Origin of the sequence: Micromonospora chokoriensis, assembly GCF_000718555.1 — a bacterium.
Taxonomy (GTDB): Bacteria; Actinomycetota; Actinomycetes; order Mycobacteriales; family Micromonosporaceae; genus Micromonospora; species Micromonospora chokoriensis_B.
Genome location: NZ_JOAN01000015.1, coordinates 364,237 through 379,792, shown reverse-complemented (window position 1 = coordinate 379,792; position 15,556 = coordinate 364,237). Strand labels below are relative to the sequence as shown.

Annotated in this window: 16 protein-coding genes; 5 read left to right on the top strand and 11 right to left on the bottom strand. The window is 71.8% G+C overall.

Going from position 1 to position 15,556, the window contains the following annotated elements; all coding sequences use genetic code 11:
* Positions 1-89: 89 nt before the first annotated feature.
* The 6 genes from IF46_RS0121560 to IF46_RS0121535 form a co-directional block, all read right to left on the bottom strand.
* Positions 90-1,274, bottom strand: a complete 1,185-nt coding sequence (locus IF46_RS0121560) for an ABC transporter permease (RefSeq protein ID WP_030490166.1) — start codon at positions 1,272-1,274, stop codon at positions 90-92.
* Positions 1,271-2,170 (bottom strand): ABC transporter ATP-binding protein, encoded by a 900-nt coding sequence (locus IF46_RS0121555; RefSeq protein ID WP_051724054.1) that lies wholly within the window; start codon positions 2,168-2,170, stop codon positions 1,271-1,273. Before IF46_RS0121555 ends, IF46_RS0121560 begins: the two co-directional genes overlap by 4 nt.
* A complete protein-coding gene (locus tag IF46_RS0121550) occupies positions 2,167-3,549 on the bottom strand; it encodes an efflux RND transporter periplasmic adaptor subunit (RefSeq protein WP_030490164.1) in 1,383 nt (460 codons plus the stop codon). The genes IF46_RS0121555 and IF46_RS0121550 overlap by 4 nt, the downstream gene beginning before the upstream one ends.
* Positions 3,550-3,592: 43 nt before the next feature.
* Entirely contained in the window at positions 3,593-4,882 is a 1,290-nt protein-coding gene (locus IF46_RS0121545; RefSeq protein ID WP_030490163.1) for a hypothetical protein, read from the bottom strand.
* A gap of 85 nt (positions 4,883-4,967) precedes the next feature.
* Positions 4,968-5,768, bottom strand: coding sequence for an alpha/beta fold hydrolase (locus IF46_RS0121540; RefSeq protein ID WP_030490162.1), 801 nt, complete (start codon positions 5,766-5,768; stop codon positions 4,968-4,970).
* Between the two features lie 107 nt (positions 5,769-5,875).
* Positions 5,876-6,796: a proline dehydrogenase family protein gene (locus IF46_RS0121535; protein ID WP_030490161.1), complete on the bottom strand. Its 921-nt coding sequence runs from the start codon at positions 6,794-6,796 to the stop codon at positions 5,876-5,878.
* A 106-nt stretch (positions 6,797-6,902) separates the two neighbouring features.
* Between IF46_RS0121535 and IF46_RS0121530 the strand changes: the two genes are divergently transcribed.
* From IF46_RS0121530 to IF46_RS0121520, 3 genes are read left to right on the top strand one after another with little or no spacing between them, the layout of a single operon-like run.
* Positions 6,903-7,175, top strand: a complete 273-nt coding sequence (locus IF46_RS0121530) for a hypothetical protein (RefSeq protein WP_232234107.1) — start codon at positions 6,903-6,905, stop codon at positions 7,173-7,175.
* Position 7,176: 1 nt separating this feature from the next.
* Entirely contained in the window at positions 7,177-8,343 is a 1,167-nt protein-coding gene (locus IF46_RS0121525; protein WP_030490159.1) for a glutathionylspermidine synthase family protein, read from the top strand.
* 19 nt (positions 8,344-8,362) lie between these two features.
* Entirely contained in the window at positions 8,363-8,950 is a 588-nt protein-coding gene (locus IF46_RS0121520) for a CGNR zinc finger domain-containing protein (RefSeq protein WP_030490158.1), read from the top strand.
* 31 nt (positions 8,951-8,981) lie between these two features.
* On the opposite strand, the gene IF46_RS0121515 is transcribed toward IF46_RS0121520, so the two are convergent.
* Together IF46_RS0121515 and IF46_RS0121510 are read right to left on the bottom strand one after the other, a co-directional pair.
* Positions 8,982-9,788, bottom strand: coding sequence for a sugar phosphate isomerase/epimerase family protein (locus IF46_RS0121515; RefSeq protein WP_084597984.1), 807 nt, complete (start codon positions 9,786-9,788; stop codon positions 8,982-8,984).
* Between the two features lie 75 nt (positions 9,789-9,863).
* A complete protein-coding gene (locus tag IF46_RS0121510; protein ID WP_030490156.1) occupies positions 9,864-10,808 on the bottom strand; it encodes a Ppx/GppA phosphatase family protein in 945 nt (314 codons plus the stop codon).
* Between the two features lie 80 nt (positions 10,809-10,888).
* On the opposite strand from IF46_RS0121510, the gene IF46_RS0121505 reads away from it, so the two are divergent.
* On the top strand, positions 10,889-11,686 hold the full coding sequence (locus IF46_RS0121505; RefSeq protein WP_030490155.1) for a hypothetical protein: 798 nt from the start codon (positions 10,889-10,891) through the stop codon (positions 11,684-11,686).
* A 62-nt stretch (positions 11,687-11,748) separates the two neighbouring features.
* Here IF46_RS0121505 and IF46_RS0121500 read toward each other — a convergent pair whose 3' ends face one another.
* Positions 11,749-12,432 carry a response regulator transcription factor gene (locus tag IF46_RS0121500; RefSeq protein ID WP_030329696.1) on the bottom strand — a complete coding sequence of 228 codons (684 nt, stop codon included), beginning with the start codon at positions 12,430-12,432 and terminating at the stop codon, positions 11,749-11,751.
* 24 nt (positions 12,433-12,456) lie between these two features.
* Positions 12,457-13,740 carry a sensor histidine kinase gene (locus IF46_RS0121495; RefSeq protein ID WP_030490154.1) on the bottom strand — a complete coding sequence of 428 codons (1,284 nt, stop codon included), beginning with the start codon at positions 13,738-13,740 and terminating at the stop codon, positions 12,457-12,459.
* Between the two features lie 206 nt (positions 13,741-13,946).
* On the opposite strand from IF46_RS0121495, the gene phoU reads away from it, so the two are divergent.
* Complete coding sequence (gene phoU / locus IF46_RS0121490; RefSeq protein ID WP_030490153.1) at positions 13,947-14,600, top strand: phosphate signaling complex protein PhoU; 654 nt, start codon at positions 13,947-13,949, stop codon at positions 14,598-14,600.
* 64 nt (positions 14,601-14,664) lie between these two features.
* On the opposite strand, the gene IF46_RS0121485 is transcribed toward phoU, so the two are convergent.
* Entirely contained in the window at positions 14,665-15,432 is a 768-nt protein-coding gene (locus IF46_RS0121485; RefSeq protein ID WP_030490152.1) for a phosphoglyceromutase, read from the bottom strand.
* Between the last annotated feature and the right edge of the window lie 124 nt (positions 15,433-15,556).

The following is a 15,556-nucleotide window of genomic DNA, read 5'->3' as shown; positions in this document are numbered from 1 at the left end:
AACTGATCATGTTTCGGTGGTCGGTTCACCCGATCCGCGCTCCCGGTATCCGCCCGCCCGCGTCCGCTGTCCGGTTGTTGCGGCGCTGCTCATTCGGTGCGCAGCGCGACCACCGGGTCGAGACGACCGGCGCGCTGCGCGGGGACCACCCCGAAGACGATGCCCACCACCGCCGACACACCGAAGGCGAGCGCCAACGACCACCAGGTGATCGCGGCCGGAATTGGCGACAGCGCGTCGACCAGCAGGGCGGTTCCCACGCCCAGCGCCATCCCGGTGAGCCCACCGATCGTGGTGAGCAGCACCGCTTCCAGCAGGAACTGCACGCCGATGTCGCGGGGACGCGCGCCGACGGCCTTGCGCAGCCCGATCTCCCGGGTCCGTTCCCGAACACTGACCAGCATGATGTTGGAGACGCCGACGCCACCGACGAGCAGCGAGATGCCGGCGATGGCGGCCAGCACACCGGTGAGGACACCGAGGATGTCGCCGAGCACGCCGAGGATCTGCTGCTGGGTGACCGCGCTGAACTCGGTGTCCGGGTGGCGGCGGTTCAGCTCGGCGACGATCTGTTCGCCCAACTCGTCGATCCGTTCCCGGTCGGGTGCCTTCACCGCGATGCCGTCGACCCGCTGGGTGCCCCAGAGTCGCTGCGCGGCGGTCACCGGCACGTGCACCTCGTCGTCGCGGTCGACGCCGAGGCTCTGCCCGAGTGGCGCGAAGACCCCGATCACCCGGAACCGCACCCCGGCCAGCGCCACCTGCTGGCCGAGCGGATCGCGGTCGGGAAAGAGCGCACGGGCCACCGAGTCGCCGAGCACCGCCACCCGTCGACCGGTGTCCACGTCGGTGCGGGTGAGGTAGCGGCCCCGGGCCAACTCCCGGGTGAACACGGTCGGGGTGGTCTCCAGCACGCCCTGGACGGTGGTGAAGTCGGAGCGCGCACCGGCTCGCGCGGTCGCCCCGGAGGCGACGGTGACCGCCACCCGATCGGGGTCGCCGACCACCCGGGTGACGGCGTCCACGTCCTTGAGGGTCAGCGGCGAGACCACCGGCGCGTTGCCCACCTCGATCCGGCCGGGGACGACAAGCAGCAGGTTGGAGCCGAGGCCCTCGACCTGTTGCTCGACCTTCTGTTTGGTGCCGGTGCCGATGGCCACCAGCAGGACCACCGAGGCCACCCCGATGATCACCCCGAGCATGGTCAGCGCGCTGCGCAGCCGGTTGGCCCGTAGGGCGTCCAGCGCCACCCGCCACGCCTCGGCGACCCTCACGCCGTACCCCCGGGTTTGGTTCCGGGATTGCTCTCGGCCTCGCGCGGAAGGCGCCCGGTGGCTCCGGCGGCGCCACCGGAGCCACCGGACGGGTGCCCCGGACCGCTTCCGGACGCGGACCGGGGCTCCGCGCTGGGAGCGGGGACCAGTGTCGCAGGTCGACCGTGATCAACGGACGGCGGTCGATCATGGGTGGAGCGCGGGTCGGCGCTGTCCGCGACGACCACGCCGTCGCGCATGGTGATCCGCCGCTGAGCCCGGGCCGCCACCTCCTGGTCGTGGGTGACCATCACCAGCGCCACCCCGGACTCCGCGTTCAACTGCTCCAACAGCTCCAGCACGGCGGCACCGGTGACGCTGTCCAGGTTGCCGGTGGGTTCGTCGGCCAGCAGCACCGTCGGCTCGGTGACCAACGCGCGGGCGATCGCCACTCGCTGCTGCTCACCGCCGGACATCTGGTTGGGCCGGTGGTCCAGCCGGTGACCGAGGCCGACCCGGCCGAGCATCGCCGCTGCCCGCTCGCGACGCTGCCGGGCCGACACGCCCCGGTAGACCAGCGGCAGGGCCACGTTCTCCACCGCCGAGGTACGCGGCAGCAGGTGGAACGCCTGGAAGACGAAGCCGATCGTCTCGTTGCGCAGGGTCGCCATCTCCGGCGGGGCGAGGGCGTTGACGTCCCGCCCGCCGATCACCAATCGGCCGCCGGTCGGCCGGTCCAGCCCGCCGAGGAGGTGCATGAGGGTGGACTTGCCCGAGCCGGACGGGCCGACCAGGGCCACGTAGTCCCCCGGTTGCACCACCAGCGACACCCCACGCAGCGCCTCCACCGACACCCCGTCGAGCTGGTACGTCCGAGAGACATCCACCGCCTCGATCGCCGGCGGGGCACCGGTCATCGCACGTCCTGACCGTCGCGCACCTGGTCGGTGCCGCGCACCACGATCCGGTCGCCGGGCTGGACCCCGTTGAGGATCTGCACCAGATCGGACCCCTGGACGCCCACGGTCACCGAGGCTCGGCCAGCCTTGCCGTCACGGACCACCCAGACCGCGTCCCGGCCGTCGGCCGAGAACACCGCCGAGGCGGGGACGGTCACCGCGTCGGCGGCCTCGCGTACCCGCAGGTGCACGATCGCGTTCATGCCGGGGCGGGGCGTCGGCGCCGGCTCGTCCTCGGCCAACTTCCCGGTGCCCAGCGCGAGGCGTACCCGATAGGTGACCCCGCCCTGCGCGGAGTTGGTGGGCAGCACGTCCACCGACCGGACCGTGGCGTCGTAGCTGGCACCGGTCACCGCGTCGAACTCGACCGTGGCCGACACGCCGGCCTTGACCAGCAGCACATCGGTCTCGTCCACCTCGGCGAGCAGACCCAACTGCCCGGTGTCCACCACGGTCAGCACCGGCGTACCGGCGGTGACCAACCCGCCGACCACTACCGCGTCGTCCACCCCGGCGGGCGGCCCGCTCTGGCTGGGGGCCAGCACGGACGGGTCGAGGCCGGCAGCACCGGCCTGCTCGAACAGCCCGGCCAGGCCACCGCTCGCGCCACCGCCGGCCCGGGTGCCACCCGGCTGCACCACCCCGGCGATCGGTGCGCGCAGGGTCAGCGCGTCGACTGTCGCCTTCGCCAGGTCGTACGCCTGCTGGGCCTGGAGCCGTTGCGCCGCGGAGAGCGCGCCGACGGCGGAGCTCAACCCGTTGATCCCCCGCTGCACCGCCCGGACGGCCTGGTCGGCGCTGTGCGCGGCGGCGGCGTACTGCCGCTGCGCCGACGTCACCTGGGTCGACAGCGCGTCCCGCAACTGCGGGTCGGCGATCTTCTCGGCGGCCTTCCGGGCGGCGTCGAACGCCTCGTCGGCGGCCTTGTCGGTGCCGCGTCGACTGCTGGTCAGGTCGCCCACGCTGCTGCCCCGACCGGCGCGCTTCGCGGCGGCCAGCGCCTCCTTCGCCTGACGGAGCCGCTGCTGGGCGGTCGGAGAGTCGACCACGGCGAGCACCTGGCCACGCTTCACCGGCTGTCCAGGCTGGACGCGCAGACTCGCCAGGGTGCCGTCGGCGGGAGCGGTCAGGGTGGCGGCGGCCCGCGCGGTCACCGTTGCCGGCGCGTCGATCACCTCGATGACCGCGTTACGGGCGGCCGACGCGAGCGCGAGGTCGGGGTCTTCGTCGCCGCAGGACGCGGCGGTGGTGGCGGTGAGGACGGCGACGGCGGTCAGGGCGATGAGCAGGCGGGGCCGCGTGGTGCTGGCGGGCCGTGACGACTGAGGACGGCGCACCCATCGATGGTACGGCGCACCGGCAGACCACCCCCGAGCTGCGTCAGGCGGCGGTGGCGCGGATGTACGCGACGCACTCGTCGTGCAGCGTCGACCACTGCTCGCCGAACGCCGTCTCGGCGGCCGCGTCGAGGGTCCTGCGATCGTGCACCACGCTCTTGAAGAAGGTGAGTAGCCGCTGCGGCCCGTACCTGTCGACGAGGTGCCGGACGGCCAGGTAGCCGACGCCGTAGCTGCCGGCGACCCGCTCGGCGGAGGCGTCGTCGGCCGGGTTGATGCCCGCCAACTTGCCATCCCACCCGCCCCGGACCAGCTTGCGCACCTCGGCGATCCCCTCGTACCGGTCGACCGCCTGGTCGCCGGCGCCGGCGAACTCGGCCAGCCCCTCCACCAGCCACCAGGTGTCCTTGCCCGGATAGCCGCGCTCGGGCAGGGACGACGCGTGGGTCAGCTCGTGCCGGAGCAGGTCGTCGGTGCCGCTGCTGGAGAGCCCTTCGGCGTTGAGCACCACCTCGTGGTGCCCGCCACCCACAGTCACCGCGTAACCGCCGGTCCATTCTGGTCGCTCGCCGCCGTACCAGCGCTGCCACTCGGTGCGGCCGGCGTAGAAGATCCGGTAGCGGTCCGGCCGCGATCCGGCCACCCCGTACCCGTCGGCGACCTTGGCCGCAGCTTCGGCCTGGGTGAGCAGGCTGGGCAGTTTGCCGCGCAACGCCGGGGTGGTGGCGACGATGGTCCGCTCGCCGATGGCGACGGCCAGGTCGCTGATCTCCCACGGCCGGGTGCCGGTCTCCACCGACTTGGACTCCTCCATGGCGACCAACCGGGGCAGGTCGCCATTCTCCCGCCACCGGGTGCCGATCAGCACCGGGCTGGGCCGGCAGTTCGGTGTGACGAAGCAGTACTGGAAGCGCACCAGAAGACGCCACTCGCCGGGCTTGCCGATGATCGGCACGGGCAGGCCACTCGGCTCGGCTCGCCAGCCGGTCACCTTGAGCTCGCGTAGCGCGCCGAAGCGGCGGCGCAGGTCGTTGTGGGCGGCGGGATCGGCGACGGCGAGGAACGCCGCGCGGTCGCCGCCGAGGAGTGCCGCGGACTGCCGGTGGAGCTGGGCGGTGATCCGGTCGGACAACCCCCGGGCCACGGCGGTCGCCGGATCGTCGGTCGCCGAGACGCCCGCCCGGCTGATCGTGGGGCGAGCGCCTGTCTCCCGGATCACGCCAACGACGAGCACCGCCGGCAGGCCACAGCCCAGCAGCAGGAAGACCACCACGAGCACTGTCCACAGCGGCCAAAGCCGCCGTGGTGCTAGCTGCTGCACCCCGTCAGTCACCCGCCGAAGGGTACGACCAATCGGCGGATGCGGCGAGACCGCCCCGGGCCGATCGGACCGGCCACCCGCTCACCCACCGATGCCCCTAGGCGCCGGCGCACACCGCCAGGAAGCCGAGCAGCTCCTCGGCGGTGCGCTGCGGCCGGTCGGCGTGCGGGTAGTGCCCGGACTCCTCGATCATCCGGGCCTCGGCGGTGCCGAAGAGCCGCCGGGCGGCCCGCGCCTCGGCGCCGGGGTTGGGGAAGTCCGGGTCCTGGGCGCCCATCAGCACCAACACCGGTTGCCGCACCTGCGGGGCACGGGCCGTCCAGTGCGGCTCGGCCGGTGCGATCACGCCGCGCATCGCGGCCATCCGGCCGGGCTCGCGCAGGTTGGCCACGATCGAGCGGCGGTACGCGGCATCATCGGCGGGCCGGTGCACCGGAAACAGCGTGTGGTGGAACCTCCCGAACAGTCGCGGGCTGCGCAGCACGGCCCACATCGCCGAGCGCAGCAGTGGGTTGAGCTTCGGCTGACCGACGAACGCGCCGATCTGCACGATGCCGGTGACCAGCTCGGGCGCGTCGGTCGCGGCGAAGACCACCGCCGCCGCCGCGGACGAGCTGCCGACCAGCACGGCCGGCCCGGCGTCGAGGTCGCGGACCACGGCCAGCAGGTCCGCGCCGACCTCCGCCGGGGCGTACGTGGGCCAGCCGACGCTGGACTCGCCGTGCCCCCGGACGTCGACCGAGGCGACCCGGTGACCACCAGCCACCAGCAGGGGCACGAGGTGCCGATAGCTCGCCCTGTTCTCCCCCATGCCGTGCGCGAGGACGACCAACGGCCCCGCACCGTGCACCTCGTACGCGATGTGTCCGCCGTCCCGCCGCACCTGGCTAGTCGTCATGGCGCTAAAGCTAAGACACCTAGCCATCGTCGGCGGACCGGTACGCGAAGACGGGCCGGCGGTGACCCGTGGGGGTCGCCGCCGGCCCGTCGGCCGAATCGGGGAGATTACTTCTTGGAGATCAGGGCACGGCCGAAGAAGACCAGGTTGGCCGGGCGCTCGGCGAGCCGGCGCATCAGGTAGCCGTACCACTCGTCGCCGTACGGGACGTAGGTGCGCACGGTGTAGCCCTCGCCGGCCAGCCGAGCCTGCTCCTCGGGGCGGATGCCGTAGAGCATCTGGAACTCGAAACGCTCCGGCCCCCGGTCGAACCACCGGGCCCGGTCCTCACCGATGGCGATCATCCGAGGGTCGTGGGTGGCCAGCATCGGGTACCCGTCACCGGACAGCAGGATGTTCATGCAGCGCACGTACGACTTGTCCACCTCACGGGCCGACTGGTACGCCACCGACTCCGGCTCCTTGTAGGCCCCCTTGCACAGCCGCACCCGGGATCCGGCCGAGGAGAGCTCCCGGCAGTCCGACTCGGTCCGGCGCAGGTACGCCTGGAGCACCGCGCCGGTCGACGGGAAGTCCTTGCGCAGCCGGCTCAGCACCTCCAGCGTCGAGTCGGTGGTGGTGTGGTCCTCCATGTCCAGGGTGACAGTGGTGCCCGCCGCGTCGGCCGCCGCGCAGATCGCCCGCGCGTTGTCGTACGCCAGTTGCTCGTCGAACATCTGGCCGAGAGCGGAGAGCTTCACGCTCACCTCGGCGGCCGGGGTGAGCCCCGCGGCGGCGAGCATCTTCAGCAGTCTCAGGTATTCGTCCCGGGTGGCGGTGGCCTGCTCGGGGGTGACGGTGTCCTCACCGAGGTGGTCGAGGGTGACCGCAAGACCGTCGTCGACGAGCCCGCGGGTCGCGCGCAACGCGTCGTCGGTGGCGGCGCCGGCGACGAACCGGCGGACGACGTCCCGGGTGTACGGGGCGGTCGCGACGAGCCGCTCGACCTGGGATGACCGGGAGGCGGCGAGGATGACGGAACGGAGCATGAGCCGAGCGTAACGCCCCTGCCAGGGCCCCCGCCGGGGGGCGGCTGGGCCACCTCGACATGGGGGCGGGGCGGCGGCGGTGGCGTCGATCAGCTACAACGATGCCGTGGACCAACGCCCCCGCCGCCGGCTCCGGTCGGCCTCCGTGCAGCTCGGCGCGCTCACCGCTCTGGCGCTCGCCCTCTCCGGCTGCAACATGACCTCGGACGACGACGATGACGACGACTGCGCCCTCGGGCCGGTCGGCGGCGGCGAGACCGTTGCGCTGGCAATGCGGGTCGCCGACCCGACCGCCGGTCGCGCCGCCCCGGAACCGACCACCACCGCAGTGCCCGAACGCGGCGGATTCGGCACCCACCTCGCCTCCTGCGGCGGCTGAGATGCGCCGCGAGACGGTCACGCCACGCCCCGACTGGGACGCCACCATCCGGTCGCAGGGGCTGGTCTACGTCGACACCGAGCTGCCCGACGGCGGGATCATGTCGTACTGGGACGAGACCGCCGCGTACGCCTTCGACCTGGACGAGGTGCTGCGGCTGGAGGAGGCCACCGAGGAACTGCACCGGATGTCGGTCGCCGCCGCCGAGCACGTGGTGGCGCAGCGCCGGTACGCCGAGTTCGGCATCCCGCAGTGGGCGGCCGAGGCGGTGGCCCGGTCGCTGCGGGAGGCACCACCGACCCTCTACGGGCGCTTCGACCTCGCGTACGACGGCACCTGGCCGCCGAAGATGCTGGAGTACAACGCGGACACCCCCACCGCGCTGGTCGAGGCGAGCATCATCCAGTGGTACTGGCTGGAGCAGACCCGACCGGAGCTGGACCAGTGGAACAGCCTGCACGAGCGGCTGGTCGGCGCGTGGGCGAAGATCGGGGCCGGGCTGCACGACCCCCGGGTGCACGTGCTCTGGTCTGACGAGGAGGAGTCCGGCGAGGACCACATGACCGCCGGCTACCTCGCCGAGACCGCCCGACAGGCCGGTCTGAGCGTCGAGCTGCAACCCATCCAGCAGATCGGTTGGGACGGCCGACGCTTCGTCGACGCCGACGACCGCCCGGTGACCACCTGCTTCAAGCTCTACCCGTGGGAGTGGATGCTGGCCGAGCCGTACGGGCCGGCGGCCCTGGCCCCGGGCACCCCGACCACCTGGATCGAGCCGGCCTGGAAGCTGCTGCTCTCCAACAAGGCGCTGCTCGCGGTCCTCTGGGAGCTGTACCCCGGCCACGAGTACCTGCTCCCGGCGTACCTCGACTCGCCGCGCGGCATGCCGGAGTACGTCGCCAAGCCGTTGCTCGGCCGCGAGGGCGGCTCGGTACGCATCGTCACCGCCGACGAGGAGATCACCAACCCGGGGATCTACGGCGACGAGGGCTGGTGCTACCAGGAGTTCCGGGCGTTGCCGCAGTTCGCCGGCAACCGGGTGGTACTGGGCAGCTGGATCGTCGACGGCGAGTCGGCCGGCGTGGGAGTGCGGGAGAGCGCGAGTCTGATCACCGACGGCTACGCGCGGTTCCTGCCGCACTACATCGACGCGCCACGCGCCTCGTGAGTCGTCTACCGTTGGGGGCGTGAACTTCGACGCGTACGCCCGGACCGGTGTTGACCTGGTCAACGCCCGCCTGGACGACCTCGACGACCTGCGAGCCCTCTTCACCGACGACCACGCCTGGATGGGCGACGAGGTCGCGGACCGGGACGTCGCCATCTTCCGCCGGGCGCAGAAACGACTCCGTGACGTCTTCGAGTACGGCACCTCGGGGCGGGACGCCCAGGCGGTCACCGAGCTGAACGGGCTGCTGGAGGCGTTCCCGGTGCAGCCGCGCATCTCCGGGCACGACTCCAGCGACTGGCACATGCACGTGACCAGTCGGGGGGCCTCGGTCAGCGCCGAATACCTGGCCGGCGCGGTCTGGGGGCTGTCCGTCTGGCTCTGCGAGTACGGCAGCGCCCGGTTCGGGGTCTGCGCCGACGAGCGGTGCGGCAACGTCTACCTGGACACGTCGTCCAACTGCTGCCGGCGGTTCTGCTCGGAGCGCTGCGCCACCCGCTCGCACGTGGCCGCGCACCGGGCCCGCAAGCGGGCGGCGGTCGGCGAGCAGGTGACGGTGGCCGCGCAGCCGACCTCCAGCGTCGACTCCCTCTCACCGGTCAGCTGACACCGCCACCGCCCATCGCGGGCGGAGGAGGTCAGGCGTCGACCGGGGACGACGCGGTCAGGTGCTGACGGGCGAACTCCAGCGCGGCGCGCAGATCCGCCTCGCGCACCGCGCGGCTCTTCGCGCCGCGGGTGGCGACCTCCACCGCCACCGCCCCGGTGAAACCCCGGCCGGCCAGCGAGGAGAGCAGCTCACCGCAGGGCTGGGTGCCGCGACCGGGCACCAGGTGCTCGTCGCGACCCTCGCCGGTGCCGTCGCCGAGATGCACGTGGGCCAGCCCGGTGCCCATCCGGTCGGCCATCTCCAGGGGGTCACTGTGCGAGGCCGCGCAGTGCGACAGATCCAGGGTGTACGACGGGTAGCCAGCGTCGGTGGGATCCCAACCCGGCACGTACGGGACGAACTGCCGGCCCGCCATCCGCACCGGGTACATGTTCTCCACCGCGAAGCGCAGCCCGCTGAACCGGTCCGCGACAGTGGCCAGCCCTTCCGCGAAGTTACGCGCGTAGTCGCGCTGCCAGGTGAACGGTGGGTGCACCACGACTGTCGGCGCCCCCAGCGTCTCGGCCAGCTCGCCGGCCTTGCGCAGGCGCTCCCACGGGTCCGGGCTCCACACCCGCTGGGTGACCAGCAGGCAGGGCGCGTGCACCGAGAGCACCGGGACGCCGTAGTGCGTGGAGAGGCCGCGCAGCGCTCCCGCGTCCTGGCTGACCACGTCGGTCCAGACCATCACCTCGACGCCGTCGTAGCCGAGCGCCGCAGCCAGTTGAAACGCCGCCGCGGTCGGCTCGGGAAAGACCGACGAGCTGGACAGGAGCACGGGAACGCCGGAAGTCACATCAGCCAGCGTAGCCCGGCAGTGCCCGGGGCATCGTGACGAGCGCCGGCAAACCAACCGAAAACGGCCACTGGGTCAGAGCGGTTCGAGTTGATCGAGCCGGCGGAGAATGACACCTTCCCGCAGCGCCCACGGGCAGATCTCCAGCGAGTCGAGATCCAGGCGACGCATCACCGCCTCGGCGACCACGGCACCGGCCAGCAACTGGTGGGCCCGGCCCGCGCTGACGCCCTCCAGCTCCATCAGCTGCGCCGGCGGGATGTGCCGGATGAAGCCGATGACCTGCCGCAACCCGGCCCGGGTCAGGCGCCGTCGTGTCCACAGCCCGGCACCCGACGGTGCCGCCCCGGCCAGTCGAGCCAGGGTGCGGAACGTCTTCGAGGTGGCCGCCACCCGACCCCAGCCCACCTCGGTCAGCTGGTCGACGACCTTGTCCAGCCGGCCGTCCACGTACTCCCGAAGCTTCTCCACGGCCTCCGCCGACGGCGGAGTCATACTGCCCGGCTCGACCTTGAGTCGCTCGCGGGTCAGCCGACCGGCCCCCAGCGGCAGCGAGACCGCGGCGTCCGGGTCCTCGTCGATGCCGGCGGCGATTTCCAGCGAGCCGCCACCGATGTCCAGCACCAACAGCCGACCGGCCGACCACCCGAACCACCGCCGCACGGCCAGGAACGTCATCCGCGCCTCGTCCGCCCCGGAGAGCACCGCCAGGCGTACGCCGGTCTCGTCACGGACCCGACCCAGCACGTCCGCCGCGTTGGTGGCGTCGCGCACGGCGGACGTGGCGAACGCGATCAGGTCGTCGGCCTCCAGCCCGGCAGCCGCCGCCTTGGCCATGCCCACCGCCTTGACCAGGCCATCCGCACCCGCCTCGGTCAGCGCGCCATCGGGGCCGATCTGCTCGGCCAGCCGAAGCACCACCTTCTCAGAGTGCGCCGGCCACGGGTGCGCGCCGTGGTGCGCGTCCACCACAAGGAGGTGCACCGTGTTGGATCCGACGTCAAGGACACCCAGTCGCATGGTGATGACCCTAGGCGCAACACGTTTGCGCGGCTCACCGGCCTGCGGACCGCACCGCGCGTACGCTGGGCCGGGTGACGATGGAGCTCCGTGTGCTGGTGGACGACCCGGGCGACCCGCGCAGCCGCGAGGTGCCCTTGGACTTCCCTCGGGAATGGATCGAGTTCGCCGACCCGGCCGACGAGACGCACCTGATCCGGGCCGACCTGACCTGGCTGCTCTCCCGCTGGACCTGCATCTTCGGCAAGGGCTGCCACGGCATCATCGCCGGCCGGGCCGCCGACGGTTGCTGCTCGCACGGGGCGTTCTTCACCGACTCGGACGACGAGAAGCGGGTCCGCACCGCCGTCAAGCGGCTCACCCCGTCGACCTGGCAGCACTTCCGGCGTGGGTTCAAGAACTGGACCGACGAGGACACCATCGACGGCAAGAACCCGGCTCGCCGCACCGCCACCCAGGGCGCCGACGGCCCGTGCGTGTTCCTCAACGACGCCGACTTCGTCGGCGGGGGCGGTTGCGCGCTGCACGCCCAGGCGCTGCGCGACGGGGTGCACCCGTTGGAATACAAGCCGGACGTCTGTTGGCAGCTGCCGATCCGCCGCGATCAGGACTGGGTCAATCGGCCGGACAACAGCAAGGTGCTGGTCTCCACCCTGTCCGAGTTCGACCGGCGAGGCTGGGGAGCCGGCGGGCACGACCTGGACTGGTGGTGCACCTCCTCGACGGACGCCCACGTCGGCACCGAGCCGATGTACCTGTCGTATGGGCCGGAGCTGACCGCGCTGATCGGTGCTGCCGCCTACGAGCGGCTGGCCGAGCTGTGCGCGACCAGGACGAAGCAGGGCATGATCGCCCCGCACCCCGCCGACGAACTCTGACGGCTCTTGCCGGAAAGCCCGAAGGGGCCCGCGCTGAGCGCGGGCCCCTTCGGGTACGCCGATCACGGCTCGAACTTGTAGCCCAGGCCCCGGACGGTCACGATGAAGCGCGGCGCCGACGGCTCCGGCTCGATCTTGGAGCGCAGCCGCTTGACGTGCACGTCAAGCGTCTTGGTGTCACCGACGTAGTCGGCGCCCCAGACCCGATCGATGAGCTGGCCGCGGGTGAGCACCCGGCCCGCGTTGCGCAGCAGCAGCTCCAGCAGCTCGAATTCCTTCAGCGGCAGCTGCACGGCCCCACCGTCGACGGTCACCACGTGCCGCTCGATGTCCATCCGCACCGGCCCGGCGGCCAACGTCGGCGCACCCGCCTCAGCCACCTCGGGGCTCTGCCGGCGCAGCACCGCGCGGATCCGGGCGACCAGCTCGCGCGGCGAGTACGGCTTGGTGACGTAGTCGTCGGCGCCGATCTCCAGCCCGACCACCTTGTCGATCTCGCTGTCCCGGGCGGTGACCATGATGATCGGCACGGCGGACCGCTGCCGCAACTGACGGCAGACCTCGGTCCCCGACATCTCGGGCAACATCAGGTCGAGCAGCACGATGTCGGCGCCGGTCCGGTCGAACTCGGTGAGGGCGTCGGTGCCGGTCGCGGCGACCGAAACCTCAAAGCCCTCCTTACGGAGCATGTACGACAAGGCGTCGGAGAACGACTCCTCGTCCTCGACCACCAGAACGCGGCTCAACGGGGATTTCCTTTCCATTTGCTGTCAGACCTGCCGTAGCCCAGTCGGTCCGGGTTCGATCCCAACCGGCGGCAGTGTCGCCAGAAGGTCGTCCGGTGGGCTGGCGGGCAGCCGGAGGGTGAACGTCGATCCACCACCAAGAGTGCTCGACACCTCGACCCGTCCGCCATGGTTGCTCGCAATGTGTTTCACAATTGCCAGGCCGAGCCCGGTGCCGCCGGTGGCACGCGAGCGGGCCTGGTCGGCCCGGTAGAACCGCTCGAAGATCCGGTCCACGTCGGTGGGGGCGATGCCGATGCCCTGGTCGGCGACGGCGACCTCGACGTACTCGTCGTCGCCCCGGAGGGTCACCCGCACCGTGGTGTCCTCGCCCGAGTAGTTGATGGCGTTCTCCACCAGGTTCGCCACCGCCGTGGCGAGTTGGGAGTCGCTTCCGTACGCGGTGAGGCCACGCGCACCCTCCACGGCCACCTCCACGCCCCGCGCGGACGCCGTGGTGCGGGTCCGGTCGACCACCTCGGCGATCACCCAGTCCAGCGCGACCGGCTCCGGTGGCGGCTGCGGTTCAGCCCCCTGCAGCCGGGTCAGCTCCAGCAATTCCTGCACCAGCCGGCCCAGCCGGGTCGACTCGTGCTGGATCCGTTCGGCGAACCGGCGGGCGGCCACCAGGTCCTCGGAGAGATCGGGCGCTGCGGCGTCGGCCGGCTCGGTCGCGTCCAGCAATGCCTCGGCGAGCAGCTGGAGGGCACCGATCGGGGTCTTGAGCTCGTGGCTCACGTTGGCCACGAAATCGCGTCGCACGCGGGTCAACCGGTGCGACTCGGTCACGTCGACCGCCTCGACCGCGATGAAGCCGTTGCCAAGACCCATCGCCCGAAGGTGCACGCCGAGCGGGTTCTCCCCCGCGCTGTCGCGGCCCCGGGGCAGGTCGAGCTCGATCTCGCGCCGCACGCCGGTGCGTCGCACCTGGCCGGCAAGGGTACGGATCAGTGGGTGCGCGGCGATCGAGCCGGGTGTGCTGCCGGTACGCAGAAGCCCCATCGCGCGGGCAGCCGGGTTGATCAGGACGGGGACGTCATCATTGTCCAGAACCACGACACCGGCCCGAAGCGAGTCGATCGTCCGGCGGCCGAGCCCGGCCTGCTGCTCGTCGGCGATCGCGGGCCTCCCACTGCTCCAGCGGGGGCTGTCGCTCCCCGTCGACGTGGAGCGACCGCCACGCCTCGGCACGAACCGGGGCAGCAGCAAACCGGCGGCCATCCCGGCCACCAACGCCACGGCCACCACGACCGCCACCGTCCACTCCACCCGGCGATCGTAGGGTCATTGTTAACCTAGCTACTACACAGATCAGGACGAAATACCCTCACTTCCGAAAGTGTTCACCCCCACGTCTGGCGTCGTTCACCGTGGTTCATCCAGGGTCCGTCCGCGCGCCCTACCGTTGGCGTCGTACCTGCTCAACCCCCCTGCGCCGGCACCCTGTCGGCGGCGACCGACCACAGGACGTGATGATGCGCGACGAGTTTCGGGCCGACCTCCAGATCGTGAGCCAACTGCTGGTGGACATGGCGGAGGGCGTCCGCGCCGCCATGCGCCAGGCCACCCGGGCCCTGCTCACCGCCGACCGGCAGGCCGCCGAGACGGTCATCGAGCGGGACGCCGAGATCGACGACCTCTACCGGCACGTCGAGGAGCGGGTCTGCGACCTGCTCGCCCGACAGGCGCCGGTCGCCTCCGACCTCCGGGCGATGATCACCGCGCTGCACGTGGCCGCTGACCTGGAGCGGATGGGCGACCTCGCCGAGCACGTGGCGAAGACCGCACTGCGCCGGCACCCCTCTCCCGCCGTCCCGGCCGAGCTGCGGGCGGTCTTCACCGAGATGTCCGAGATCGCTGACCGGATGGCCGTGAAGATTGGTTCGGTGCTGGCGAAGCCCGACGCCGACCTCGCCGGCGAACTGGACCACGACGACGACGCCATGGACGAGCTGCACAAGAACCTGTTCGCGACGCTGCTCGGCGACGACTGGCCGTACGGGGTGGAGACGGCGATCGACGCCACCCTGCTGGGTCGCTTCTACGAGCGCTTCGCCGACCACGCGGTCAACGCCGGTGAGCATGTGATCTTCCTGATCACCGGGCAGAGCGCGCCCAGCAGCAACTGACCCAGGTCAGCGAAGGGCCCCTCGTCATCGCTCGCCGCGATGCCGAGGGGCCCTTCTTCGCGAGTCAGCGACCCTGGTTTGCCACCGCGGCAGCGGCTGCCTTCGCGGCGGTCGGGTCGAGGTAGGTGCCGCCCAGCGTGAGCGGGCGCAGCTGCGGGTCGAGGTCGTAGCGCAGCGGGATGCCCGTCGGGATGTTCAGCTTGGCGATCGCCTCGTCGGAGATCTGGTCGAGGTGCTTGACGAGCGCGCGCAGCGAGTTGCCGTGCGCGGCCACCAGCACCGTCCGGCCGGCCAGGATGTCCGGCACGATCGAGTCGTACCAGTAGGGCAGCATCCGGTCGACGACGTCCTTGAGGCACTCGGTACGCGGCATCAGCTCGGTCGGCAGCAGCGCGTAGCGCGGGTCACCCACCTGCGACCACTCGTCGTTGTCGTCGATCGGCGGCGGCGGCGTGTCGTACGACCGGCGCCAGAGCATGAACTGCTCCTCGCCGTACTCATCCAGGGTCTGCTTCTTGTTCTTGCCCTGCAGGGCGCCGTAGTGCCGCTCGTTGAGCCGCCACGACCGGCGCACGGCGATCCAGTGCCGGTCGGCGGCGTTGAGCGCCAGCTCGGCAGTCCGGATCGCCCGGCGCATCACGCTGGTGTGCACGACGTCCGGCAGCAGGCCGTGCTCGCGCAGCAGCTCGCCGCCGCGGCGCGCCTCGCCCTCGCCCTTCTCGGTCAGGTCGACATCCACCCAGCCGGTGAAGAGGTTCTTGGCATTCCAGTCGCTCTCACCGTGCCGCAGCAGGACCAGCGTCCCCACGGTGGGCCCTTCGCTCACAGTCATGCGGATCATCCTGCCTCAACCGCCCGGCGGACACGCGGGCACCCGTCGTGACGACCACCACGTGAAAAAGCGGGTGACCAGCGGATCCGCCCACCACTAGGGTTGTAAGGCACGCCAGTCAGAT

Excerpts from the sequence above, each read along its gene's own strand:
- IF46_RS0121525 (WP_030490159.1), top strand. The coding sequence starts at position 7,177 with ATGCGCCGCGAGACGGTCACGCCACGCCCCGACTGGGACGCCACCATC.
- phoU (WP_030490153.1), top strand. The coding sequence starts at position 13,947 with ATGCGCGACGAGTTTCGGGCCGACCTCCAGATCGTGAGCCAACTGCTG.
- IF46_RS0121555 (WP_051724054.1), bottom strand. The coding sequence starts at position 2,170 with ATGACCGGTGCCCCGCCGGCGATCGAGGCGGTGGATGTCTCTCGGACG.
- IF46_RS0121535 (WP_030490161.1), bottom strand. The coding sequence starts at position 6,796 with ATGCTCCGTTCCGTCATCCTCGCCGCCTCCCGGTCATCCCAGGTCGAG.
- IF46_RS0121505 (WP_030490155.1), top strand. The coding sequence starts at position 10,889 with ATGGAGCTCCGTGTGCTGGTGGACGACCCGGGCGACCCGCGCAGCCGC.
- IF46_RS0121540 (WP_030490162.1), bottom strand. The coding sequence starts at position 5,768 with ATGACGACTAGCCAGGTGCGGCGGGACGGCGGACACATCGCGTACGAG.
- IF46_RS0121510 (WP_030490156.1), bottom strand. The coding sequence starts at position 10,808 with ATGCGACTGGGTGTCCTTGACGTCGGATCCAACACGGTGCACCTCCTT.
- IF46_RS0121485 (WP_030490152.1), bottom strand. The coding sequence starts at position 15,432 with ATGACTGTGAGCGAAGGGCCCACCGTGGGGACGCTGGTCCTGCTGCGG.